We start from the raw sequence: 23,693 nt of genomic DNA, 5'->3' as shown, positions 1-23,693 counted from the left end.
CACCTCGGTAGGCAGAACAGCGCCTCGGGAAACGCGGAGAACCGGATTCTGCCGGTCGATTTTCCGCCGGGCGCACGCATACCCGCCCGGACGTCCGAGGACGCCCGGGCGGGTCTGGGTGCGGGTGCGTCAGTGCGACGCGTGCGCGCCGGCGAACGCCGGACCCGATCCGTTCACCGGGTCGGCCTCGTTGCCAGCAGAGGTGGCGGTGGAGTCGCCGCCCCAGGTGTCGCCGGAGGTGGCGTTGCCGCTGTGCTCGACGTCGCCACCCTCGGCCCAGCCGTTGGACTGGCGGTTGGAGCCGGTGGTGCTGTCGCCGGTCCGGACGTCGCCGTCCGCACCGTGCCGGCCGTAGGACTTCTCCTGGTCATGTCCGTTGCCGGCCCGGGTGGAGGAGTTGTTGTCGCCGGTCGTGCCGGTGTTGGACTGGTCGGCGTCACCGGCGGTGTTGGTGCTCGACGAATCGGCGTCGCCGCCGGTCGTGGTGCTGTCGCCGCTGGTGGCCGACTGGTCCGACGTCGCCGTCTGGTCGGCGTCGCCCGAGCCGGCGGTGCTGTCCGCCGAGCTGCCCGAACGGTCGTCCGAGCCGCGGCTCATCCACGGCTGGCCCTCCCAGTCGCCGTGGCCGTGGCCGTGGCTGGAGTGGTGACCGCTGCGGGAGGAGGACCAGGCGCCGGCCGGGCCGGAGCCGTTGACGGGGTTGGCCTCGTTGCCGGCAGAGGTGGCGGTGGAGTCCCCGCCCCAGGTGTCGCCGGAGGTGGCGTTGCCGCTGTGCTCGACGTCGCCACCCTCCGCGGAGCCGTTCCACTGGTGGTTCGACCCGGTCGAGGAGTCCCCGGTCCAGACGTCGCCGCCCCTACCGTGCTCCCAGCCGTTGCCCTTCTCCTGCGCACCGGCGCCGTTGCCGGCCCGGGTCGAGGAGTCGTTGTTCCCCGTCGTGCCGGTGTTCGACTGGTCGGCGTCGCCAGCGGTGTTGGTGCTGCTGGACGTCGCGTCCCCGCCGGTGGTGGTGCTGTCGCCGCTGGTCGCCGACTGGTCGGACGTAGCGTCCTGCGTGGCGTCACCGGAGTTCGCGCTGCTCTCGGACCAGCCGCTGTTGCGGCCCCACCAGTCGCCGCGGGAGTTCTCCTGCGCCGTCGACCAAGCCCAACCCGAGCCGTTCCACGGGTCGGCCTCGTTGTCGGCCGAGGTGGCGGTGGAGTCCCCGCCCCAGGTGTCCCCGGAGGAGGCGTTGCCGCTGTGCTCGACGTCGCCACCCTCCGCAGAGCCGTTCCACTGGTGGTTGGAGCCGGTCGAGGAGTCCCCGGTCCGGCACTCCAGGGCCACGCAGTACGTCATGGAGCCGTTGTCGCCGGTGGTGCCGGTGTTCGACTGGTCGGCGTCCCCAGCGGTGTTCGAGCTGCTGGAGTCGGCGTCGCCGCCGGTGGTGGTGCTGTCGCCACTGGTGGCCGACTGGTCCGACGACGTGCTCTGGTCGGGATCGCCGGACGAGGCCTCACTGGACGCAGAGCCGTTCCGGTCGGACGACGAGCCGGAGCCCGCCGCGCCGGAACCGTTCCACGGGTCGGCCTCGTTTCCGGAAGAGGTGGCGGTGGAGTCCCCGCCGGAGGTGTCGCCGGAGGTGGCGTTGCCGCTGCCCTCGACGTCTCCGCCCTGTGCCGAGCCGTTGGACTGGGAGTTCGACCCCGTCGTGGAGTCGCCGGTCCGGCACTCCAGGGCCACGCAGACCGTGGTCGAGTTGTTGTCCCCGGTCGTGCCGGTGTTGGACTGGCTCGCGTCCCCGGCGGTGTTGGTGCTGCTGGAGTTCGCGTCGCCACCGGTGGTGGTGCTGTCGCCGCTGGTGGCCGACTGGTCCGATCCGACGTCCTGGGTGGCGTCGCCGCTGCCCGCCGAGGCCAGCGAGCTGATCGAGTCCGACACGGGGTTCTGCGGGACCTCGCTGGCGCTGGCGACGGCGTGGCCGAGCAGCCACAGGCCGCCGGACATCGTCGCCACGGCGAGGCCGTTGCGGATGGTGCGGTTCATCTGGATGGGTCCTTGTCCCGAGTAGGTGGCCGCGCGGTTCGGCGCGGTCGTGGAGCGGGAGCGCGGACGACGGCTCGTCCGCTCGGGACCCCTCAGTCGGGCGAGAACGACGGCTCGGGGAACGAGCCGTGCTCGAGCGTCGCGATCGGCGCGCTCGAGGCGACGCCCGCCAGCAACGGCTGCTCCAGCAGCGCGTCGACGGTGGCGAGCGGGGAGGACGTCGGCTGGCCGCCGGCGGAGGACGAGCACGGCGCGGCCGGCGTGGCCGGGGCGACCGGGGCGACCGGCGCGGGGGTGGGGACGGCGGGGCTCTCGGTCACGGCGGCCTCCGGGGTGGTTCCGACGGCGGCCGGGGTGGTTCCGACGGCGCTCGGGGCCGGGGCGGCCACCGGCGCGCTCGGAGCGGGCTGCTCGGCGGCGACCAGAGCCGGCACCGGGGCCGGGACGATCGCGTCGGCGATCGGGACCGCCACCGGAGCCACGGCCTCGGCCACCGGAGCCACGGCCTCCGTCACCGGAGCCACGGCCTCCGTCACCGGAGCCACGGCCTCCGTCACCGGAGCCACGGCCTCGGCCACCGGAGCCACGGCCTTCGTCACCGGAGCCACGGCCTCGGTCACCGGAGCCACGGCCTTCGTCACCGGAGCCACGGCCTCGGTCACCGGAGCCACGGCCTCGGTCACCGGAGCGAAGGCGGGAGCGACCGGCGCCACCACGGGCGCGGCCGTCTCGGCCACCGGGGCCAGGACGGGGGTGGCGGCCTCGTGGACCGGCGCCGTGACCGCGTGCACGGCCGGCGCTGCGGTGTCCGCGACGGCCGACACCGCGCGGCCCAACGGATTCCCGTCCGGGGCGTGCTCACTGGCCTGAGCGGTCCCGCTCGTCAGCAGCAGCAGGAAGAACCCACCCGCCAGGAAGCCGAGCACCAGGAGCCCGCGGCGCACCCACGACCGGCGGGAGCGTTCCCGCTGGTCGAGCGCTGCTCCGGGCTCCGGCATGGCCCGACGGTAGGCACGAATGATGGTGCCCAACCCGATCGGCAGCCATTTGGTGGATCTCTGTCGGGTTCACCCAGAACAGGACCGGCCGGTTTTGTCGGGTTCGGGGACATCCGCTCGGGGGTCGGCTTTCGACTAGGCCGGCGGCCCGCCGAGCAGCAGCACCCGCAGCAGGTGCATCGCCATGACGACCGACCGTGCCCGGACCGCGGACCGCGACCCCGGCAGCCGCAGCGACTTCGCCTGCCGGCCGTCCGGACCGGCCACGCACAGGTGCACGGTGCCGACCGGCTTGTCCGCCGTCCCGCCGTCGGGCCCGGCGATGCCGGTGATCCCCACGCCGACGTCCGCGCCGAACCGCGCCCGCGCGCCCTCGGCCAGGGCGGCGGCGACCTCGGGGCTCACCGCGCCGTGCGCGGCCAGCACCTCGGCCGGCACGTCGAGCAGCTCCTCCTTGGCCGAGTTCGCGTAGGCGGTGACGCCGCCGAGCACCCACGCCGACGAGCCGGGACGCTCGGTGAGCCGCGCGGCGAGCAGGCCACCGGTGCACGACTCGGCCGTCGCCACGGTCAGCCCGCGGTCGGCGAAGGCGTCCGCGACCAGGTCGTCGAGCGTGGGGCCGCGGGAGAACAGGGTGTCGCCGAAGTCGGCCTCGACGGCCGCGGTCAGGCGCTCGTAGGCGGCCTGCTCAGGAGGGGCGTAGCGGGTGACGATCTCCAGCTCGCCGTCCCGCAGGCACGTGGTGATCTCCAGCCCGCCGAGCTCCGCGTCGTGGTCGCGGAGGGTTGCGGCGAGCTGGGATTCCAGCGTCCCCCACAGCCGCAGCGTCTCCTGGCGCAGCTCCGCCCGGCCGGCCAGCGCCCGCTGGACCGGCTCGGTGGCCACGGCGGCCGCCCACATCCCCTGCAGCTCCGCCGGCGGGCCGGGCAGCACGAGCACGGTCGGCCCGGTGCGCCCGTCGGCCGGCGGGACGACGAGCCCCGGCGCCGTCCCCACCGGCTCCAGCACCGTCGCACCCGCCGGGACCAGCGCCTGCTTGCGCACCCCCGCCGCAGTGGCCTCGGGATCGGCACGCCAGCCGCGGCGCGCCATCAGCCGCTCGACGATCGTGCCGATCCGCTGCTCCAGCGCCGGGTCGACGGCCGACGGGCGGCCCTGCCAGTCGCCGACGATCTGCTCGGTGAGGTCGTCGGCGGTCGGCCCGAGCCCGCCGGAGGTGATCACCAGCGCCACGCCGGTGCCGGCCAGGAAGTCGAGGGCGCTCTCCAGGTCGTCGGGCCGGTCGCCCACGACGACGACGTGGCCGATGTCGACCCCGAGCTCGCGCAGCTTCTCGGCCAACCACGGCCCGTTGCGGTCGGCTACCCGGCCGGTGAGGACCTCGGTCCCGGTGACGACGACGCCGGCGCGGATTGCCACCCGGCGACCCTAACCGGGCGGCGACCGGTCGGCTGCGGACCGCAGCGACGCACTCGACCCGCCCGTCCGGGCTGCCGGAGGGTGCCGACGCGCCGCCCTAGCGTCCGGGAACGGACGGGTTCGTCACCGTGAACCCGCCGTCGACCCCGAGGAGCACGCCGTGACCACACCGACCGTCGAGGACGACGCCACCCCGATCGCCGCGCCGCTCCCCCCGCCGCCGGCACCGGCCGCGCCCCAGCAGTCCCACCAGACCGAGCCCGTCGAGCGCGTGCCCGGGCCGCCACCGGCCGACCGCACCGTCGTCTCGGCCACCCGGCGCCCTCGGCGGCGACCCGGCGGGTTGATCGGTCTGGGCCTCGGCGTCGCCGCGGTGGCGCTGCTCGAGGTCGGCCTGCTGCGGGGCCCCGGCCACGGTGCCTCGTTCTGGCACACGGTGCCGCTGTGGTCGGCGTTCGCGACCGTCGCCGCGCTGGTCGGCGTGCTCGCCTCGGTGGCCCGCGGCGCACGGGCGGGCAGCGACCGCTCGTGGCGGATCTCGGCCGCCGGGCTGTGCGGCCTCGCCGTCTTCTGGGTGCTCGTCGTCCTGCCGGTGGGCGGGACCGACCGCGGCTTCCTGCTCACCGCCGCGCTGGGCTGCCTCGGCGTCTCGCTCTGGCTGGCCCCCGGCCGCAAGGGCTGAGCTGCGCTACTTGCCCTTCCCCTTGCCGGGCCCCGCCGGCTCCGGCGGTTTGGGCGGTTTGGGCTTGTCGTCGGGCTTGCCGGGCCCGTTCGCGGGCCCGCCGCCCGGCCCCGCGGGATGGTTGCCGGGGCCGGTGACCGCCTCGACCACGCCGCCGGCAGAGGCGGGAGCCGGGGCGGGGGCGGCCGCCGCGCTCCCCACCGCGGCCTCGACCGTCGTGACGGACGAGGACGACGGCGCCTCCGAGGACGGGGCCGGGTCCGGGGCGACCGCGTAGGTGACGGTGATCAGCTGGCCGGGCGACACCAGGCCGACCGGGCCGACGCCGAGCACCGTCCCCGGCGCCGCGGACCCGGTGGTCTGCGCGCTGCGCACCACCTGCAGGCCCAGGTCGACCAGCGCGGCCTCGACCTCGTCGACCGGACGGCCCACGTAGTCCGCCGACCGCAGCGTCACCCCCGTCGCCGGCGCCGCCTGCGCGGCGACGGGAGGCGTGGTCGTCGGGACGGCGACGAGCTGCAGCGCGCCGACACCCAGGACGGCGCCGATGGCCAGCGCGGCGACCGGGGTGAGCACCCGGCGCACGGAACGCCGCGGCGGCAGGGGCAGGGTGGTCGGCTCGAGCGGGGGCAGGGACCGCCCGGCACGGACGTCGTCGACCGCGTCGCGGAACGCCGCGCCGTCGGGGAAGCGCTCGGCGGGCTCCCGGCACAGCGCCCGGCCGATCAGCGTCCGCACGTCCTCGGGGAGGCCGGGCGGCAGCGGCGCGGGATTCTCCTGGAGCCGCCGCAGCGCGATCTGCACCGGCGTCCCGCCGTCGTAGGCGCGGCGCCCGGCCAGGCACTCGTAGCCGATCAGGCCGAGCGCGTACACGTCGCTGGCCGGGCCCCCGCGGCCGCCCTCGGCCTGCTCCGGCGAGAGGTACTGGGCGGTGCCGACGACCTGGCCGGTCTGGGTGAGCGGGACGTCGGAGGCCGACCAGGCGACGCCGAAGTCGGTCACGCGCAGCACGCCGTCGCGGCCGACCAGCACGTTGCCGGGCTTCACGTCGCGGTGCACCACGCCCGCGGCGTGCGCGGCGGCGAGCCCGGCCGCGATCTGGTGCAGGACGTCGAGGGTGCGCTCGACGTCCAGGCGCTGCTCGCGGGCCAGGACGGCGGACAGCGGCTCGCCGTCCACCAGTTCCATCACGAGGTAGGCGAGGTGCTCGCCGCACTCCTCGGCCGAGACCTCGCCGTAGTCGAAGACGGCGGCGATGTTGCGGTGCGCCAGCAGCGCCGCGTGCTGGGCCTCGGCGCGGAAGCGCGCCAGGAAGGTCGGGTCGCCGGTGTACTCGCTGCGCTGCACCTTGATCGCGACCGGCCGGCCGAGCAGCAGGTCGCGCCCGCTCCACACCTGCCCCATGCCGCCGGTGGCCAGCAACGGGCCGAGCTCGTAGCGGCCGCCGATCGGCGGCCCGCCCGGTGCGACCAACACAACCTCCCCTGACGACGCCCGGCTCCCCATGCCCCTCGGGGGCGCTCGGCACACCTGCCGCCACGATCGGGCGACAGCCGGAGGTCAGCCCTGGACGCCGGCGTCGGTGTCTGTCGACGGCGAGGTGCTCGTGCTGGTGGACGTCGAGGTGGAGGTGGAGGTGCTGGTCTCCGTGCTCGTCGTCGTCTCGGTGGAGGTCGAGGTGCTCGTGCTGTCGGACGACGACGACCCGTCGGACGGCGTCGAGCCACCGGCCGTGGGGCCGTTCGACCCGGTCTGCTGCGCGGGCACCGACGAGGAGTCGGTGGCCGTCGGCTCGGAGGTCGCCTGGGTGCCGACCACGGCGGCGGTCTGGGAGTGCCCGCGCGGCACCGAGGTGTCGCCCGGCGCGCGCACGTAGGTGACGACGACGGTGTCGCCGGACTTCAGCGGCGTCCCGGCCGGGCTGACGTCGGTGACGGTGCCGGGCGCGACGGCCGGGTCCTCGACCGGCTTGAGCTGCACCTGGAGGCCGCGGCCGCTGAGCTGGTCGATGACGTCGTCCACCGGGTGGCCCACGTAGTCGGCGGCGACCAGCACGATCTGGCCGTTCTCGAACTTCTTGGTGGCCGCGGCCGCGGCCGTGCCGCCGTCGTCACCCGCCCGCTGCAGGTAGAGGAACGCGGCGCCCCCACCGGCGAGGAGCACGAGCAGGGCCAGCGCGACCAGGGCCAGCGAGCGGCGGCGGCGCGCCGGCGGACGGATGGAGTGCCCGGCCGCCGGGGCGGCGGCGGTCACCTGCGTCGGCGGGTCGGTGGGCTCGGGCCGGGCCGGGATCGCCGCGGCCGGCCGGTCGACCTCCACCGTCGTCGGCGCGCGGCCGGCGATGGTGTCCTCCACGGCGTCGACGAACGCCCCGCCGTCGGGATAGCGGCCCTCGGGGTCCTTGTCGAGCGCCACCATGATCAGGGTCCGCACGCCGGGCGGGAGCTCGGCGGAGAGCGGTTCGGGCTGCTCGCGGATCTGCTTGAGCGCGATCGTCACCGGGTTCTCGCCCGCGAAGGCGGCGTGCCCGGTCAGGCACTCGTAGCCGACCAGGCCCAGCGCGTAGACGTCGCTGGCCGGGGTGGCGTGCTTGCCCTCGGCCTGCTCGGGCGAGAGGTACTGCGCGGTGCCGATGACCTGGCCGGTCCGGGTGAGCGGCACGCTGCCGGCCGACCACGCGATGCCGAAGTCGGTGATCTTCACGCTGCCGTCGGCCTGGACGAGGATGTTCCCGGGCTTGACGTCGCGGTGGACCATGCCCACCCGGTGCGCCTCGCGCAGCGCGTAGCCGGTCTGCCGCAGCACCGACAGGGTGGCGGCGACGTCGAGGGGCGCCTCGCGGCGCAGCACCGCCGACAGCGGCTCGCCCTCGACCAGCTCCATGACCAGGTAGGCCAGGGTCTCGCCGCTGCCGTCCTCGGCGATGGTCTCGCCGTAGTCGTAGACGGCGGCGATGTTGGGGTGCGAGAGCGACGCGGCGTGCTGGGCCTCGGCACGGAACCGGGCGAGGAAGGTCGGATCGCCGGTGTACTCGCTGCGCAGCACCTTGACCGCGACCGGGCGACCGAGCAGCACGTCGTGCCCCCGCCACACCTGGCCCATGCCGCCGGCGGCGATCAGCTGCTGCAGCTCATAGCGGTCACCGAGGCACCGACGTCCCGGTTCGACCACCGTGGGTCACTCCTCGCGTGTCCGGCCCAGCTGTCTGCGGGCCGCCACATTGCTGCCCAGGGCCCGCGTCGCGGGCGCCTCTGCCGAGTAACACGTTTCCCGGAGAGCGCACGGATCACACATGCCCCACGAAACGATAGCCGGGTGCGCGCCGGGAAGGACCGGTCCCCAGCGCGACTGTTGCCACACCGATGCCGCTCACGCGGTGAACAGCGCGCGCCCCCACCAGTCCTCGCCGTCCCGGACGCCGGGCGGGCAGGCGAACACGGCCGACGAGGTGTGCTGGATGTACTCGTTCATCCGGTCGCCGCGCAGCTTCTTCTGCACCTGGACGAACCCGGTCTCCGGGTTGCGCTGGTAGGCGATGAAGAACAGCCCGGCGTCCAGCCGCCCCAACCCGTCGGAGCCGTCGACGAAGCTGTAGCCGCGGCGGAGGATCGCCGTCCCGGAGTTCGTCGGGTGGGCCAGGAAGACGTGCGAGTCCTGGGGGATCGCGAACCGGCCGCCCTGCTGCTTCCTGAAGTCGACCGGGTCGAACTCCGCCTTCTGGCCCAGCGGCGCGCCGGTGCCCTTGGTCCGGCCGATCACCTGCTCCTGCTCGCGCAGCGGCTGGCGGTCCCAGGCCTCGATCTCCATCCGGATCCGGCGGGTGACCACGTACGAGCCGCCGGTCAGCCAGTCGGGGCCGTCGCCGTCGGCGACCCAGACGAAGTCGTCCAGGGCCTTCGCGTTCTCGGCCTTGAGGTTGTCCGTGCCGTCCTTCATCCCGAACAGGTTGCGCGGGGTGGCCTGGCCGGTGGACGTCGACGACGTCCGGCCGAAGCCGAGCTGCGACCAGCGGACGCTCACCACGCCCTGGCCGATGCGGGCCAGGTTGCGGACGGCGTGCACCGCCACCTGCGGGTCGTTGGCGCAGGCCTGGACGCAGAGGTCACCGCCGCTGATCGCGGGGTCGAGCTCGTCGCCCTGGAACGGCGGGAGGTCCTGCAGCGGCGCCGGCCGGCGGTCGGCGAGGCCGAAGCGGTCGCGGCCGTCGGCGGCGGTGAACAGCGTGGGGCCGAAGCCGACGGTCAGGGTGAGCCCGGCGGCGGGCAGGCCGATCGCCTCACCGGTGTCGTCCGGCGGGACGTAGGCGTTGTCGGGGAGCGCACCGGTCGGGCCGGCGTCCTGCCCGGCGGTCATCCGGCGGGCGGCCGCCGTCCAGTTCTTCAGGAGCTCCACCAGGACGTCGCGGTCGTCGGTGATGACGTCGAAGGCGACGAAGTGCAGCCGGTCCTGCTGCGGGGTGGTGATGCCCGCCTGGTGGGCGCCGGTGAAGGCGATGGCGTCGGACGCCGCCGACGCGGTCGCCGTCGCCGGGTCGTCGGTGGCCCGGGCGATGGCCCCGCCGGCCACGCCGCCGACGGCCACCCCGGCCGCGCCGATCCCCGCCAGGCCGAACAGCCGGCGCCGGGAGATCCCCCGCGCCGGCCGGTCGGTCGCCGTGTCCTGCTCGCTCATGGGGCTCCTACTGCGCGATCACCGCGGGCACCTGGCTGACCTGCGCGGCCAGGGCGTTGAGCGCGTCGGACAGCGCGCGCAGCTGGTCCTGCGTGAGGTCCGTGTACGTCGTCCAGGTGTCGCCGGTGTGGTACTTCTCCAGCTCGGCCGCGGTGGCCTTGAACTGCTCGTCGAGAGCGGTCGCCAGCTCCGGGTCCCGGTCGGCGATGACCGGCCGCAGCGACTGCACCGCCTGCTGCGACCCCTCGAGGTTCGCCGCGAAGTCGTACAGGTCCGTGTGCGAGTAGCGGTCCTCCTCGCCGGTGATCTTCCCGGTGGCGATCTCGTCGAGCAGGCCGAGCGCTCCGTTGGCCAGGTCCAGCGGCTGGAGCTCGAGGTCCTCGGCCCGGGTGGCGAGGTCGTCGATGTCGCTGACCAGCTGGTCGGCGACGGGGCCGGACTGCGAGACGTCGCCGGTCTGCCACAGGTCGCGCTCGAGCACGTGGAAGCCGGTCCACGTGTCCCCGGGCTCGACGTCGTTCTCGCGGGCGTCGATCTTCGGGTCGAGGTCGCCGAAGCTCTCGGCCACCGGCTCGATGCGCTCGTAGTAGGAGCGGGCGACCGGGTAGAGCGCCTGGGCCTTCGGGATGTCGCCGGCCTTGATCGCGTCGGCGAACTCCTGGGCCTTCTCCTGCAGCGCGCTCACCTGCGTCTGCACGTACTGCGCGTAGCTGTCGACGGCGGCGGAGAGCTCCTCGTCGTCCGAGAGCTGGGTGCTCCTGCCGGTGACCGTCAGGTCGTGCCGGATGCCGTCGCCGACCATGCCCGGCTTGCAGGCGGCCTGGTAGTCGCCGGCCGGCAGTTCGACGAGCAGCCGGCGGGCGACGCCCGGGGCGATGTTCTCGACCTCGCCCATGATCCGGTCGCCCTCGGCGTAGACGTAGAACTCGGTCACCTTGGAGCCGTTGTTCGTGATCGTGAACTCGTGGGTGCCGGCCTTCAGGGTGTCGGCCTTGACGTCGCAGGTGGTGTCGGTCGCGGAGACGGCGATCGTGTCCTGCGCCTTCTGCGACCCTCCTGATCCGCCGGAGCTGCTGCAGGCGGCGGTGCTCAGGGCGGCGACGGTGCCGGCGGTGAGCAGGAGGATCCGGCGGTCACGCACGCGCATGCGAGGGCTTCTCCGTGGGAGCGGGGACGGCCGGCGCCACGTCGGCGACGACGTTGGGGGCCGCGGTCGCGGGCGCCGCGGGGGCGGCCGTGGCGGTCTTCTTCCGGGACGGCCACAGGAAGATGGTCAGCACGGGCACCAGGTAGACGACGTAGGCGATCGACTCGAGCACCGACGGCTGCGGGGTGATGTTGAACAGGCCGGAGACGACCGCGCCGTACCAGCTGGCCGGGTCCAGCCAGCCGCTGGCGTCGTAGGCGAGGTGGTTCAGGCCGGGCAGGACGCCGGCCTCCTGGAAGTCGTGGATCGCGTACTTGAAGATCCCGGCGGCGACGAAGATGAGCAGGACGCCGCTGACGGTGAAGAACTTCGACAGGTTGATCTTGATCGCGCCGACGTACAGCAGCACGCCGATGCCGACGGCGGTGAGCAGCCCGGCGCCGATGCCGACCAGCGGGGCGGCGGTGGTCGCGCCCTGCGCCGAGGCGAAGAACAGCAGCGTCGTCTCCAGGCCCTCGCGCACGATGGCGAGGAAGGCGATGCCGACGACGGCGCCGACGCCCATCCCGATCGCGCCGTCGAGGCGGCCGCGCAGCTCGCCGGACAGGCGGCGCGCGGTGCGGCGCATCCAGAAGATCATCCAGGTGACCAGGGCGACGGCGATCGTCGAGGTGATCGCGTCGAACAGCTCGTGCTGCGGGCCGTAGAGGACGGTCGAGGAGACGTAGGTCAGGACCCAGCCGAAGGTGAGGCTCACGATCACCGCGGCGAGCACGCCCAGCCAGACCGGCAGGAGCTGCTTGCGGCGTCCCGTCTTCACCAGGTACGCGACCAGGATGCTGACCACGAGGACCATCTCCAGGCCTTCGCGGAGCCCGATGAGGTAGCTGGCGAGGAACGCCTGACCCATCGCACGACCACTCTCTGTCGACATCGCCCAGGTCGGATGGCCTGAGGGAAGGCTTACCTTACTCACGCTTCCTGGACCGCCGTCCAGGCCCCCGCGCACGCCGTCGTCCGGGCCCCGGGGCGACGACTTGACGCACTCCCCACCCGCTGTGACGGTGGGGCCACCGGGCCGGGTGGGGAGTGCGCTCGGCTCGTCTTCTCACTGCCGAGTCGACGGGAGATCCCTCATGACCCAGACCACCGCCCCCGACATGACCGAGGTCCTGGCCGACGCCCCGACCAACTGGGGGAAGTGGGGGGACGACGACGAGGTAGGGGCGCTCAACTACCTGACCGCGGAGGAGGTCCTGCGCGGTGTGCGGCACGTGAAGAAGGGCGAGGTCTTCGCGCTGCAGCGGTTGATCGGCGACCCGAAGGGCGACCCGGTCTGGCCGGGGCGCTCGCCCGCCGAGCGGACGCAGATCCTCGACGAGTCGAGCTGGGACGGCGCCGACGCCCCGGCGTTCCCCGGCGGCCTGCACTACGCCGACGACAAGATCAACGCCTTCCTGCAGGGCTCCACGCAGTACGACGCCCTGGGGCACGTCTGGTACGGCGGCAAGATCTGGAACGGCTACGACGCCCGGACGACGGTCGGCGGCCTGAAGAAGGCCAGCGTCGAGCCGATCGCCCAGCGCGGCGTGGTCGGCCGCGGGATCCTGCTCGACATGGCGCGCTTCCGCGGGAAGCCGACCCTGGACAAGGGCGAGACGTTCACCCACGAGGACCTGATCGCGTGCGCGGAGGCGCAGGGCGTGCAGATCGAGAAGCGCGACGTCCTGGTCATCCGGACCAACTTCCTGCAGCTGTTCTTCGACCAGGGCCCGGCGTTCTACGAGGGCTTCAACGAGCCCGGTCTGACCTACAGCCCCGAGCTGGTGCGCTGGTTCCAGGAGATGGAGATCCCGAACCTGGTCACCGACACCATCGCCAACGAGGTCACCACCGACCCCGAGAGCGGCGTGGCGCTGCCGCTGCACTGCGCGCTCATGCGCAACCTCGGGGTCACCCTCACCGAGATCGCCGATCTGGAGAAGCTGGCCGCGAGCTGCGCCGAGGACGGGCAGTACACGTTCCTCTACGCGGCCGCCCCGCTGAAGGTGCACGAGGCGTCCGGCTCCCCGGTCAACCCCCTCGCCATCAAGTGACCTGACCCGCCCGGGCTCCCAGGCATGGGAAGCGATACCTGTGTTCTCACCGCGAAAACGCATGTAAGGCTTCCCATGCCTGACCCGAGCAGCCCAGAAGGAAGGCGGGACGACGACGATGTCCGACACCGTGACCCGGGAGGACGCTGCCGGCGTCGCCACGATCACCATGCAGCGGCCGGGGCTCTCGCACGCGCTGCGCGGCGACCTGCTCGCCGCGGTCACCGAGATCGCCGGCGACGAATCGGTGCGGGCCGTCGTCCTCACCGGGACCGGCCGGGCGTTCTGCGTCGGCCAGGACCTCGCCGAGCACGTCGAGTCGCTGCGGGGCAACGCCGCCACCTCGCTGTCGGTGGTGGAGGACGAGTACAACCCGCTGATGCTGGCGCTGGCCGGCCTGCGGGTGCCGGTCGTGGTCGCCGTCAACGGCGCCGCCGCCGGCGCGGGGCTGGGCATCGCGCTCGCCGGCGACCTGCGGATCGCCGCCGCCGGGGCGAAGTTCACCACCGCGTTCACCGGCATCGGGCTGTCCAGCGACTCGGCGCTGGCCGCCCGGCTGGTGCACGCGGTCGGCGTCTCGCGCGCCACCGAGCTGCTCCTGCTGCCCGAGCCGTTCCTCGCCGAGACCGCGGCGCAGTGGGGCCTGGTGCACCGCGTCGTCGAGGCCGAGCAGGTGCTGCCCGAGGCCCAGGCGTTGGCCACCCGGCTCGCCGCCGGCCCGACCGCCGCCTACCGCGCGGTGAAGACCGTGCTCGCGACCGCGGCCACCGCCTCCCTGGAGGAGACCCTGGCGCTCGAGGCGCGGCTGCAGACCGAGCTGGGGCAGACCGCCGACCACCGCGAGGCGGTCGAGGCCTTCCTGGAGAAGCGCCCGGCCCGGTTCACCGGTCACTGACCGCAACCGCGCCCGTGGCGCGCGGTGCCGACCTGCTGGGTACCCGCCGGTACTCCGCGTACCGGACGTGGCCGGCTCGCTTCCCGGCCGGAGGCGGTGCGAGTCTCCCCGGCAGGAAGGGAGGCGTCCGTGACCCTTGCCCAGGACCGCCCCTCGACCGCGACGACGCCGACGAGGTCGACTGGAGCCCCGATGCCCCCGCGTCCGCGCACCGCTGCGCCGTCGGCACCTCCCCCTCGACCGCGTGTCACCAGCGATCTGCCGCTGCCGGGTCTGCGCAGCGCCACGCCGCGCACCCCGTGGCCGGTCCGCGCCGGGGCCGTCCTGTGGACGTTCGCGGTCGGGGCCGGGGTGGTCGCGGTGGCCACGTCGGCGATCGACTCCACCGGCCTGCGCGACGAGCTCTACCTCTCCGCCCGCGCGGCTGCTCCGAAGCGGACGGCGGCGGTGCTGCACGACAGCGTCACCGTGACCATCGCCGCCGCGGCGGTCTTCACCGGGGTGGTCCTGCTCGGCGTGCTGATCGGCACGGTGCTGCTCAACCGCCGCCGCCGGGCCGCTCTCTGGGTGCTGCCGGTGGCCGGCGTGCTCGCGCTCGCGGCCGCGGTCCTCGACCAGAACCTGGTCGCCGGCGGCGCCACGGACCTCGACCGCTGGTCGTTCCTCGTCTTCGGCGCGTGCGTGCTCGCCGGCCTGGTGCTGCTGCCGGTGCGCGCCTCACGCGCCTGGCTGCGCCGCCACTGACCCGACCGGCGTCAGGACGCCGTCCAGCGCGGCGAGCAGGCCCTCGGTCGCCCGGCCGAGGACGGCGCACGCGTCCACCGTGGCGCGCGTGGCCTCCGGATCGGCGGCCAGCGTCCGCCAGCGGTCCAGCTCCACCAGCGCGGCGGCACGCAGCTCGTCGTCCGGGGTGTCGGGCGGCAGGCCCAGCCGGTCGGCGGCCGCGGGACCGGCGCCGCCGAGCATCCGCTCGGCCACCGGGCGCAGCGCGGCCGGCAGCGGGACGTCGACGGCGGCGAGCCGGCCGAGCAGCGCCAGCTCGCGGACGTCGTGGCGGGCCAGCCGCACCCGCTCCAGGGACGCCCACAGCCGCTGGTCGCCCGGTACCGGGGTGGCCCGCAGCACCTGCTCGACGGTGGCCAGCGCGGTGCCCGCCCGGACGCTGGCCGCGCGGTGCACGAAGCGGACGGCGAGCAGCCGCTGCAGCTCGGCCAGTCCGCTGCGGGTCACCAGCTCGTCGGCGAGCGCGTCGGCCGAGCGGGCGCCCCCGCGGACCAGGGCCACCGCCAGCCGGACGCCGAAGAGCCCCAGCCGCTCCAGCAGCGCGACGCGGATGGCCGCCGAGATCGGGACCGGCGCCTCCGGGCGGGCGAACCGGTCGGCGCTGACCAGCATGCGCTCGGCATCGGCACGGTCGGCGTCGGCGAGCGTGGCCAGCGCCACGAAGTCGCGGTGCCGCAGCGTACGGCCGGCCAGCCCGAGCAGCCCCGAGACCGGCAGCACGCCGGCGCCCAGCGCGCGCAGCGCCGGGTCCTCGGCGGTGCGGTGGGCCAGGTCGTCGGCGGCGATGAGCGCGTCCAGCCGCCCCGCCGCCGCCTCGTCGGCCCGGGAGAGCACCACCAGGGTCGTCGTCGCCAGGGCAGCGCCGCCGGTGGCGGCCCGGAAGGCGTTCAGGACACCGAGGTCCTCGGGCTGCAGCTGCCGGGTCAGGTAGACCAGCGCGTCGGGCGCCGGGACCTCGTCGGTGGCGACGAACGCCTTGGTGCGCGCCCCGGCCGACTCGGTCAGCGAGGCGACCCCCGGGGTGTCGACCAGGGTCATCGGGGCCAGCGCCGTGGTCGGCCAGTCGACCGCCAGCCGGTCGACGTCGGCCACCGGCGTGCCGCCGAGGTCGAGCCGCAGGGCGCCGTCGGACCGGCGGACCGGGAGCACCCGCGGCGGCCCGCTGACCGGGTGCAGCACCACCCGGGGGATGGGCCCGTTGCGGTACCAGGTGACCACCCGGGTGCACTCGCCGGCGTCGGTGGGCGCCAGCCGCTCGCCGACCAGGGCGTTGAGCAGCGTGGACTTGCCGGCCTTGACCCGCCCGACCAGCCCGACCCGCAGCGGCTCGTCCAGCCGGTCCCGCTGCGCGCGCAACCGGGCCGCCGCCGCGGGCACGTCGGCGTACAACCCGATCGCGTCGTCGAGGAGTTCGCCGATCCCCGGCCCCGGCGCGGTCACCGGGCGACCGCCGCGCCGGGCAGGCGGCGCACGTCGGTGCCGAGCCGGTCGAGCAGGTCGAGCCGGATCCTCAGCTCGCGGAGCCTGTTCTCCCGCTCGGCGGCGACGGTGCGCATCGCCAGCTGCGCCGCGCGGTTCGCCTCGGCCAGCGTGGCGGACAGCTCCGTCACGGTCTCGGAGATCAGGTCGCGCAGCGTCCGCTGGACGGTGCGCAGCCGGTCCTTGAGCACCTTGCCCGCCTGGAACACGACCTCGTCGAGGTGCCGCCGCACGATGTTGTTCGCCTCGTTCTGCCGCCGCTGCTTGCGGTTCTCGGCGTCGTCCTTGTACGCCTTGCGGCCCAGGACGACGCCCGCGATGAGCGACACCGGGTTGAGCAGGGGCATGCCCGCCAGGCTGGTGACCAGCCCGGTCATGAGCACGCCGCTGTAGGACCCGCGCATCCCCACGATCAGCCGCTCGCGGACCCGCATGTTCCCGCGGTCGAGGTCGGCGACCTCGACCATGTCGTCGAGCACCTCGTCCGGGGTGCCGACCGCCAGCTCGGGGACGACGGCGGCGCGCTCCTCGGCGAACTGCTCCACCACCTGCGCGGCGAGCCACTCCGAGCGCTGGGCGGCCCACACGAAGCTGTCGGTCATCGCCCCGGCGACCCGCACCTCGAGCCAGTCGGCGATCTCGTCCCAGATCTGCCCGGGGTCGTTGGCCTCGATCGTCTCCTCGGCCTCGCGTGCGATGACCCGGGTCCGGTCGCGCAGGTCGTAGTCGATGTCGCCCATGAGGTCGGTGACCCCGTCGTTGAGCATCTGCTGCCACCGCGCGCTGTTGCGGCCCAGCTCCTGGATGCGGGCGGAGGCCGCCTCCGCCCGCTGGGCGATGTCGGCGACCGACGCGGGGTCCTCCATCGCCGCCAGCTCGGCCTTGACGGCCAGCTTCAGCTGCTCGGTGACCGAGGCGACGTCGTGCACGAGGGCCCGCTCCCGCCGCTCCGCGGCGCGCTCGACCACCTCCTCGCGCAGGTGCTCGCGCAGCGGGCCGATGCCGGACTCGGCGTGCAGCTCGGCGTCGCGGGCGGCGAGCGCGGCGACCTCCAGCACGGTGGAGACGCAGAAGACGGGCACGTCGAGACCGGCCCGCGCGAGGTGGCCGCGGTCCAGCTCGGCGATCTGGCGCCAGGACGGGTAGAGGTCGGTCTTCGCCTCCACGACGACGACGTGCTCGCAGAGCGCGACCGCCTGGCGCACGAAGGCCAGCTCGGGGGCGGTGAACTCCTGCGAGGCGTCGGTGACGACGAGGACGGCGGCCGCCGTCGGCAGCAGGTCGACGGTGCCCAGGGTCGCTGTCACCCGGACACCGCCGACGCCCGGCGTGTCGACGACCTCGAGGCCGCCGGCCAGCCACTGCCGAGGCAGCTCCACCTCGGCCCGCACCAGCCGGCCGGCCGCGTCGTCGGCGATCCGGACCAGCTGCGTGGCCAGCGTCTCCACCGGGACGGCGGACCGCTCTAGCTCGCCGGGCTGCCCGGGACGGGCGAGGACCAGCGCCGCCGTGGGTGCCGGGCCGCCGCGCACCAGCGTGGGCACCGGCGTGGAGACGCCGGCCGGGCCGATGGGCACGGTGTCCCCCGCGACACCGCACACCGGTGCCCCCACCAGGACGTTCACCAGCGCGCTCTTGCCCTTGCCGGCCTGCCCGGCGACGACGACCCGGACGGCGGAACGGGCCAGCCGCTCGCGGGTCGCGCCCAGCCGGCGCTCCAGCTCCGGCCGCTCGCACCGGGCGGCCAGGGTCTGCGCCCGCTCCAGCAGGCCGATCGGTGTGCTCACGCTTCCTCCCCCACGAGCGGACGAGAGCCCGTCCGCATCCCATCAGCTCCGACCCACCGCGCACAGCAGTCCGGCCCCGATCCCCCGAGATCGGAGCCGGACTGGGCCGGTGCGGCTGTGCGGATCAGGGCGCCATGTGCATCTCGGGCGGGCCCATCGGCCCGTGGCCCTGCTCGACCTCGTTGCCGTTGAAGTTGTGCGACAGGATGTCGGTGTCGTTGTGCGAGAAGTTGTCCGACGGCGAGAAGTTGTCGTCCAGCGAGTGGTTGATGTCGTCGCCGGCCGCGACCACACCGTTGGAGTCGTTCACGTTGGTGTTGTCCTCACCGGCGACCGCGTTCTGGCCGGCGATGGCGACGCCACCGACGTCGATCGGGCCGACGTCGACGTGCGAGTTGTCCGCGCTGCTGTTCTCGCCCGAGACGCCCCCGTGGTCGGCGGAGTTGTTCGAGTCGTGGACCGAGTTGTCGACCGTGCCGCCCTCGCCCGAGTTGCCGCCGTTGTCAGCGCTGTTGCCCGAGTCGTCGGTCGTGTTCTCGTAGCCCACAGCAGCGCCGTCGCCGCTGTTGTGGTTGAAGGCGCCCTCGTAGTCCGACGTGTTCCCGACGCCGACCGTCGCGCCGTCCCCGCTGTTCGCGATGTGGTTGAACGAGTCCGAGTTCTGGACCGTGTTGCCGAAGCCGACGGCCGAGCCGTCGCCGGTGTTGTTCACGGCCTTGACCTCGGAGTCCTTGATGTCGTCGCCGGCCGCGACGCCACCGTTGATCGCGACGGCCGAGTCCTCGGCCCACACGTTGTACTGGTCGCCCCACACGCTGTGCGAGAAGTCGAGGACCTGCGTGTGCGAGTAGCTGTAGTTCTGCTGCACGTACTTGATGTGCTCGATGGCCTGGTAGCCGCCGTCGTGCTCGGGACCGTGCTGGTAGTTGTCCCGGCCCTGGTTGTGCTTCGAGTAGCTGGGCGAGTAGCCGCTGCTGTGGGCGTGGTACGGGGAGACACCGGCCGGTGCGTAGTCCGACAGCATCGGCATGATCGCCTGGACGTCGGCGCCGCACACGTCGCTGAGGCCGGCGTCGTGGAGCGCCTGCTCCGGGTGCTCGTTGAACGCCTGCGCCTGCTGGGGGTCCTTCAGCAGCGAGAGGATGAAGTCGAGCAGCGTGCTCGTGATGTTGGACATCGTCACCTGATCCCTGAGTCGCGCCGTCCGCTGGTGTCCGGCTGCTGGTCGGGAGTCTTCGGTGCCGGGGCGAGCCCGGGCATCGGGTGGCAGCCCGCGACGAGACGACCCCGTACCGGGGGGATCCCCCGCACACAGCGTTAGGGGATTCGGGGTGTCGCCCCCCTCTTGCCCCCCGGGGGGCCGTCATCGGCCCGCCACCCGGTTGCGGACCGTTAGCGTCCGCCCGCGACGTCCTCGCGCTAGGGGCGTCCGGGTCGGAGCAGACCAGGGGGACGGATGAGCGCAGACGGATACGGACTCGGGATCGACTTGGGGGACGCGACCATCACGGTCGCCGCGTGCTCTCCGGGCGACGAGCGCTGCGCCGAGCCGCTGCGTCTGCCACCTCTTCCGGACACCGGGTGCACCGGCGCCCTGCTCGACCGGGTCGGCGATCCGGTCCCGCTCTACGTGGACGGGCGGCCGCGCCCGGCCGCCGACGCGGTCGCGGCCGTGATCGCCGAGGTCGTCGAGCGGGTCGCCGAGCAGCGCGGGCCCGCGGCGGCCACCGTCGTCACCGTGCCGCCGTCCTGGAGCGAGCACCGCCGGCAGGCTCTCGACGAGGCGCTGCACGGCACCGCGACGCTGGTCTCCAGCGCGGTCGCCGTCACCCGCCACGGCCGCGCGACCGGCACCGTGCCCGCCGTCGCGACGGTCGCGGTGTACGACCTCGGCGCGAGCACGCTCGACACCGCCGTCGTCCGGGCCGACGCCGACGGCGACCTCGCGCACGTCGCGCCCCCGCCGGCGCCGCTGCCCTGGGGCGGCCGGGACGTCGACGACGCCGTCGTCGAGCACGTCCGCAGCTTCCTGCCCACCACCCCGACGGCGCTCCGGACCGCGTGCGTGGCCGCCAAGGAGGCGCTGAGTACACAGACCGACGTCCGCGTCGAGATCGACGGGCAGACCCGGCCGATCCGCCTGGTCCGCGAGGACCTCGACGAGCTGCTCGCCGACGCGGTCACCGAGTCGGTCGGCGCCCTGCGCGCCGCCGTGACCGGTGCCGGGCTGGAGCCTTCCGAGCTGGACGGGATCGTGCTCGCCGGCGGTGGCGCGCGCCTGCCCGCCGTGGCCGAGGCGCTGTCGGCCGACCTCGGCCTACCCGTCCTGATGACCGACGAACCGGAGCAGGCCGCCGCCTGCGGTGCCGCCGAGCTCGCGCTCGACCTGATCGAGGCGCCCGCGGTGCCGACCGTCGAGCTCGCGGTCGTCGCCGACGAGGAACCCGGCGACGCATTCGTCGAGGACGACGTCCCCGAGGACGACGAGCCCTACGAGGACGACGAACTGGCCGGACGGCGCCGCCGGCGCCCGACCGGGCCGGCGGCGCTCAGCCGGGTCGCCCTGGTCGCGGCCCTGTTCGTCGCCATCCTGGCCACCCCGGTCACGCTGCTCGCGGCCCTCGACTCCGGGGTGCTGGCCTCCCACGGCGGGGGCGCCGCCAGCGCGGCCGACTCGTCACCGGCGGCCGGCACGACCGGCCCGGACTCCCCGGCCGCGGCCACCGGACCGGCCGGCACGACCGCCGCCGCCCACGGGACGTCCCGCTCCGCCGGGCACTCGACCCGGGCCGCGAGCCCCCGCAGCAGCAGCAAGGCCGGCACCGGCGGCTCGACCGCCTCGAGGGCGGCCGCCGCTGCGGCGTCATCTCCGGCAGCCGCGTCGGCCGCGGCCGCCCCGGTCGACACCACGGTCGCGACGACCGACCCGGGCACGACGGCGGCGGCCCCGGTGACCGATCCCGCCCCCGTGACCAGCGACCCGCCACCGGTGACCAGCGACCCGCCACCGGTGACCAGCGACCCGCCGCCCGTGACCAGCGACCCGCCGCCCGTGACCAGCGACCCGCCACCGGTGACGAGCGACCCGCCGCCACCGCCGCCCGCTGACACGCCGCCGGCCGACACCGCACCGGCCACGCCGTGAGCCTCCTCGACGGCTGGGCGCTGGATTCCGCGCCGACCGAGGCCGACCCGGACCTGCAGGCCACCGCCGAACGGCTGCTCGACGACGTGGGCGGCCCCGAGAGCGGCGGGACCGTGGTCTCGGTCCGCGGGCCGGGCGGCACGGGCAAGACCGCGCTGCTGGCCGAGCTCGGCGGCCTGTGGGCGGACGCCGGGGTGCCGGTGCTCGACCTGCGCCGGGTCCCCCTTGCCGACGCGACGGGCCGACCGATCGCCGTCCTCGTGGACGACGCGCACCGGCTGGACGCGCCGTCGCTGACCCGCGTCCGGCAGCTGGCGGGCGACCCCGCCGTCCGGGTGGCGCTGGCCTACCGGCCGTGGCCGCGACCGCCCGAGCTGATGGCGGTCACCGCGGTCGGGGACTCCGCCGTCCTGGGCAACCTGTCGCGGTCCGCCCTGCAGCGATGGTCGCTGCGCGCGCTCGGCGTGCCCGCCGCGCCGCAGGTGGTCGAGGCCGTGCTGCGCGAGACCGGCGGCGTGCCGGCCCTCGCCCTGCCGCTGCTGCGCGCCGCCGCCCGGCCGGCCGCCCGCCTCACCGCGGCGCAACCGGTGCGGCTCGAGATCCCCCCGGAGGTCTCCGGCCGGGTGCGCACCGACCTGGCCGCCCTCGACGACGCCGGCCGCGCGGTGCTCTGCGCGCTGGCCGTCGGCGCCCCGCTCGACCCCGACCTGCTGGCCGACGCGCTCGAGGTCCCCGTCGCGCAGGCCGGCGACCTGGTCGCCTGCGCGCGGGCCACCGGCTTCCTGCTGGCCTCCGGCGAGGTCGTGCCCCTGGTCCGCCGGATCCTGCTCGCCGCCGCACCGCGCGAGGGCGTGCGCGGCCTGCGGCGCCGGCTGTTCAACCTGCTGCTGGACAGGGGCGAACGACCGCTCGAGCTGGCCCGGGCGATCGCCCGCGAGGGGGACCGCAACCCCCGCGCCGGCGCCCTCCTGGCCGAGCAGGGCGGCCTCGCGCTGACCGCGGACCCGCGGCTGGCCGGCGAGCTGCTCGCCGAGGCGGCGGCCACCGGGCAGCCGGCGCTCACCGCCCGCCGGGCCGAGGCCGCGGCGCTGCTCGGCGAGTTCGACGCCGCCCTGTCGCTGGCCGACGCGGCGCTGCAGGACGCCACGGTCCCCGACCACGACCGCGCGGCGCGGGTGGCCGGTGCCGTCCTGGCAGGCCGAGGGCTGCTCGGGCGCAGCGCCGACCTGCTCCGGCAGGCCGGAGGTGACGCCACCGGCGCCCTGGCGCTCGTGCTGACGGCCGCCGGCGCACGCGCCGAGGCGGAGGCGGTCCTGGCCCCGGCCGAGGGCAACTGGGCGGCCCCGAGCCTGGTCGCGGCCGGGCAGGTGCTCACCGCCCAGGGCGTGCTCGCCTCGCTCGGCACGGCCGGGTCGGACGACGTCCCGCGGGCGCTGTCGCTGCTGTCCCAGGCGACGCAGCTGCTCGAGCCGCTCGGCAGCGGCGTGCTGCTCGCCGACACCCCGGCGGCGCTGGCCGGGCTGGTCGCGCTGCACAACGGCGAGCTCGGCATCGCGGAGTCGGTGCTGCGGCGGGCGCTGGCGCACGAGCTCGGCGGCCGTCCGGCCCACCCCCGGCACCTGCTGCTGCTCGCCTGGGCCTCGATGCTGCGGGGCCGGCTGCACGCCGCCCGGGCGCACGCGACGGAGGCGGCCGGCTCGCCGCTGGAGCCGCGCGACGAGCTCTTCCTGCGGGCGCTCGAGGTCGGGCTGGCCCGCCGCAACAGCGACCTGCCGGGCCTCGCCCGCGCCTGGGACCACGCCCGCGAGGCGGTCCTGCGCCACCCCATCGACCTGTTCAGCCTGCTGCCGCTCGGTGAGCTGGTGGTCGCCGGCGCGCGGCTGGGCACCGGCGGCGTCCTGGCTCCGCACCGGGCCGCGACGACCGAGCTGCTGGGTCGGCTCGGCGGCGCGCCGCTGTGGGCCACGTCGCTGCACTGGAGCGGCGTGCAGGCGGCGATCCTCAGCGGCGATCCGGCCGCGCTCGGCCCGCACGCCACGGCGCTGGTGGCCGCGGCGCGCACCAACCGGTTCGCCGCCGCGCTGGCCGCCGCCGGCCGCTCGTGGCTGCACGTGCTCAACGACGACATCGACGCGATGGCGGTGGTGGCCGCCGCCGAGGGGCTGGGCGCGGTGGGACTGGCCTGGGACGGCTCCCGGCTCGCCGGGCAGGCGGCGGCGCGGGCCGCCGATCCGCGGGACCGGACGGCGCTGCTGTCGTGCGCGCGGTCGCTGGCCGAGGACGACGAGGCGGCGCCGGCGCCCCGGAGCGCCACGGCCGAGGCCGCCCCGGAGCCGATCCGCGGCTGCCAGCTCAGCTCGCGGGAGCGGGAGGTGGCCGAGCTGCTGGTGGCCGGGCAGACCTACCGCGAGGTGGGCGGGAAGCTGTTCATCTCGGCGAAGACGGTGGAGCACCACGTGGCCCGCATCCGGCAGCGGCTCGGGGCGAGCAACCGGTCGGACCTGCTCGCCCGGCTGAGAGCCGAACTCGCGCTCGGCAGCTGACGGCGGGCCGCGGCCGGAGGAGG

The 23,693-nt window shown here is 75.2% G+C and carries 17 protein-coding genes; 6 read left to right on the top strand and 11 right to left on the bottom strand.

Translation table 11 applies throughout. The features are described 5' to 3' along the window. Window positions 1–129: 129 nt before the first annotated feature. The 3 genes from GGQ55_RS08970 to GGQ55_RS08960 all read right to left on the bottom strand — a co-directional run bounded on the left by GGQ55_RS08970 (window position 130) and on the right by GGQ55_RS08960 (window position 4,442). The gene (locus GGQ55_RS08970) at window positions 130–2,025 is read right to left on the bottom strand and encodes a serine-rich family protein (RefSeq protein WP_179716144.1); all 1,896 of its coding nucleotides are present in this window, start codon (window positions 2,023–2,025) and stop codon (window positions 130–132) included. A gap of 92 nt (window positions 2,026–2,117) precedes the next feature. Beyond that, complete coding sequence (locus GGQ55_RS08965; protein WP_179716143.1) at window positions 2,118–3,023, bottom strand: hypothetical protein; 906 nt, start codon at window positions 3,021–3,023, stop codon at window positions 2,118–2,120. 135 nt (window positions 3,024–3,158) lie between these two features. After that, window positions 3,159–4,442 (bottom strand): competence/damage-inducible protein A, encoded by a 1,284-nt coding sequence (locus GGQ55_RS08960; RefSeq protein ID WP_179716142.1) that lies wholly within the window; start codon window positions 4,440–4,442, stop codon window positions 3,159–3,161. 160 nt (window positions 4,443–4,602) lie between these two features. Here GGQ55_RS08960 and GGQ55_RS08955 point away from each other — a divergent pair, with 160 nt between their 5' ends. Then, a complete protein-coding gene (locus GGQ55_RS08955) occupies window positions 4,603–5,124 on the top strand; it encodes a hypothetical protein (protein WP_179716141.1) in 522 nt (173 codons plus the stop codon). Between the two features lie 6 nt (window positions 5,125–5,130). Here the strand turns inward: GGQ55_RS08955 and GGQ55_RS08950 are convergent, their stop codons facing one another. The 5 genes from GGQ55_RS08950 to efeU form a co-directional block, all read right to left on the bottom strand. Further along, a complete protein-coding gene (locus tag GGQ55_RS08950; protein WP_246323783.1) occupies window positions 5,131–6,597 on the bottom strand; it encodes a protein kinase domain-containing protein in 1,467 nt (488 codons plus the stop codon). A gap of 87 nt (window positions 6,598–6,684) precedes the next feature. After that, window positions 6,685–8,295, bottom strand: coding sequence for a protein kinase domain-containing protein (locus GGQ55_RS08945; protein ID WP_179716139.1), 1,611 nt, complete (start codon window positions 8,293–8,295; stop codon window positions 6,685–6,687). 198 nt (window positions 8,296–8,493) lie between these two features. Continuing rightward, window positions 8,494–9,795, bottom strand: coding sequence for an iron uptake transporter deferrochelatase/peroxidase subunit (gene efeB / locus GGQ55_RS08940; protein ID WP_179716138.1), 1,302 nt, complete (start codon window positions 9,793–9,795; stop codon window positions 8,494–8,496). 7 nt (window positions 9,796–9,802) lie between these two features. Beyond that, window positions 9,803–10,942 carry an iron uptake system protein EfeO gene (gene efeO / locus GGQ55_RS08935; protein WP_179716137.1) on the bottom strand — a complete coding sequence of 380 codons (1,140 nt, stop codon included), beginning with the start codon at window positions 10,940–10,942 and terminating at the stop codon, window positions 9,803–9,805. Continuing rightward, the gene (gene efeU / locus GGQ55_RS08930; RefSeq protein WP_179716136.1) at window positions 10,929–11,852 is read right to left on the bottom strand and encodes an iron uptake transporter permease EfeU; all 924 of its coding nucleotides are present in this window, start codon (window positions 11,850–11,852) and stop codon (window positions 10,929–10,931) included. Before efeU ends, efeO begins: the two co-directional genes overlap by 14 nt. Before the next feature lie 226 nt (window positions 11,853–12,078). Here efeU and GGQ55_RS08925 point away from each other — a divergent pair, with 226 nt between their 5' ends. The 3 genes from GGQ55_RS08925 to GGQ55_RS08915 all read left to right on the top strand — a co-directional run bounded on the left by GGQ55_RS08925 (window position 12,079) and on the right by GGQ55_RS08915 (window position 14,677). Beyond that, complete coding sequence (locus tag GGQ55_RS08925) at window positions 12,079–13,038, top strand: cyclase family protein (RefSeq protein ID WP_179716135.1); 960 nt, start codon at window positions 12,079–12,081, stop codon at window positions 13,036–13,038. A 118-nt stretch (window positions 13,039–13,156) separates the two neighbouring features. Beyond that, window positions 13,157–13,933, top strand: a complete 777-nt coding sequence (locus GGQ55_RS08920; protein WP_179716134.1) for an enoyl-CoA hydratase-related protein — start codon at window positions 13,157–13,159, stop codon at window positions 13,931–13,933. Between the two features lie 192 nt (window positions 13,934–14,125). Beyond that, window positions 14,126–14,677, top strand: coding sequence for a hypothetical protein (locus GGQ55_RS08915; protein ID WP_179716133.1), 552 nt, complete (start codon window positions 14,126–14,128; stop codon window positions 14,675–14,677). On the opposite strand, the gene GGQ55_RS08910 is transcribed toward GGQ55_RS08915, so the two are convergent. From GGQ55_RS08910 to GGQ55_RS08900, 3 genes are all read right to left on the bottom strand, one after another. Beyond that, window positions 14,651–16,156 (bottom strand): dynamin family protein, encoded by a 1,506-nt coding sequence (locus tag GGQ55_RS08910; RefSeq protein WP_179716132.1) that lies wholly within the window; start codon window positions 16,154–16,156, stop codon window positions 14,651–14,653. The genes GGQ55_RS08915 and GGQ55_RS08910 overlap by 27 nt on opposite strands. After that, a complete protein-coding gene (locus GGQ55_RS08905; RefSeq protein WP_179716131.1) occupies window positions 16,153–17,982 on the bottom strand; it encodes a dynamin family protein in 1,830 nt (609 codons plus the stop codon). Before GGQ55_RS08905 ends, GGQ55_RS08910 begins: the two co-directional genes overlap by 4 nt. 124 nt (window positions 17,983–18,106) lie before the next feature. Next, window positions 18,107–19,159 (bottom strand): IniB N-terminal domain-containing protein, encoded by a 1,053-nt coding sequence (locus GGQ55_RS08900; protein ID WP_179716130.1) that lies wholly within the window; start codon window positions 19,157–19,159, stop codon window positions 18,107–18,109. A gap of 279 nt (window positions 19,160–19,438) precedes the next feature. Between GGQ55_RS08900 and GGQ55_RS08895 the strand changes: the two genes are divergently transcribed. Further along, window positions 19,439–21,127 carry an Hsp70 family protein gene (locus GGQ55_RS08895; protein ID WP_179716129.1) on the top strand — a complete coding sequence of 563 codons (1,689 nt, stop codon included), beginning with the start codon at window positions 19,439–19,441 and terminating at the stop codon, window positions 21,125–21,127. Continuing rightward, window positions 21,124–23,670 carry a helix-turn-helix transcriptional regulator gene (locus GGQ55_RS08890; protein ID WP_366489015.1) on the top strand — a complete coding sequence of 849 codons (2,547 nt, stop codon included), beginning with the start codon at window positions 21,124–21,126 and terminating at the stop codon, window positions 23,668–23,670. The genes GGQ55_RS08895 and GGQ55_RS08890 overlap by 4 nt, the downstream gene beginning before the upstream one ends. Window positions 23,671–23,693 lie beyond the last annotated feature (23 nt).

The organism is Petropleomorpha daqingensis (assembly GCF_013408985.1).
GTDB lineage: Bacteria > Actinomycetota > Actinomycetes > Mycobacteriales > Geodermatophilaceae > Petropleomorpha > Petropleomorpha daqingensis.
The sequence above is the reverse complement of the archived record's forward strand: the minus strand, read 5'-3'. Positions and strand labels throughout refer to the sequence as shown.

Excerpts from the sequence above, each read along its gene's own strand:
- GGQ55_RS08925 (WP_179716135.1), top strand. The coding sequence starts at position 12,079 with ATGACCCAGACCACCGCCCCCGACATGACCGAGGTCCTGGCCGACGCC.
- GGQ55_RS08915 (WP_179716133.1), top strand. The coding sequence starts at position 14,126 with ATGCCCCCGCGTCCGCGCACCGCTGCGCCGTCGGCACCTCCCCCTCGA.
- GGQ55_RS08895 (WP_179716129.1), top strand. The coding sequence starts at position 19,439 with ATGAGCGCAGACGGATACGGACTCGGGATCGACTTGGGGGACGCGACC.
- GGQ55_RS08970 (WP_179716144.1), bottom strand. The coding sequence starts at position 2,025 with ATGAACCGCACCATCCGCAACGGCCTCGCCGTGGCGACGATGTCCGGC.
- efeB (WP_179716138.1), bottom strand. The coding sequence starts at position 9,795 with ATGAGCGAGCAGGACACGGCGACCGACCGGCCGGCGCGGGGGATCTCC.
- efeO (WP_179716137.1), bottom strand. The coding sequence starts at position 10,942 with ATGCGCGTGCGTGACCGCCGGATCCTCCTGCTCACCGCCGGCACCGTC.
- GGQ55_RS08920 (WP_179716134.1), top strand. The coding sequence starts at position 13,157 with ATGTCCGACACCGTGACCCGGGAGGACGCTGCCGGCGTCGCCACGATC.
- GGQ55_RS08900 (WP_179716130.1), bottom strand. The coding sequence starts at position 19,159 with ATGTCCAACATCACGAGCACGCTGCTCGACTTCATCCTCTCGCTGCTG.
- GGQ55_RS08965 (WP_179716143.1), bottom strand. The coding sequence starts at position 3,023 with ATGCCGGAGCCCGGAGCAGCGCTCGACCAGCGGGAACGCTCCCGCCGG.
- efeU (WP_179716136.1), bottom strand. The coding sequence starts at position 11,852 with ATGGGTCAGGCGTTCCTCGCCAGCTACCTCATCGGGCTCCGCGAAGGC.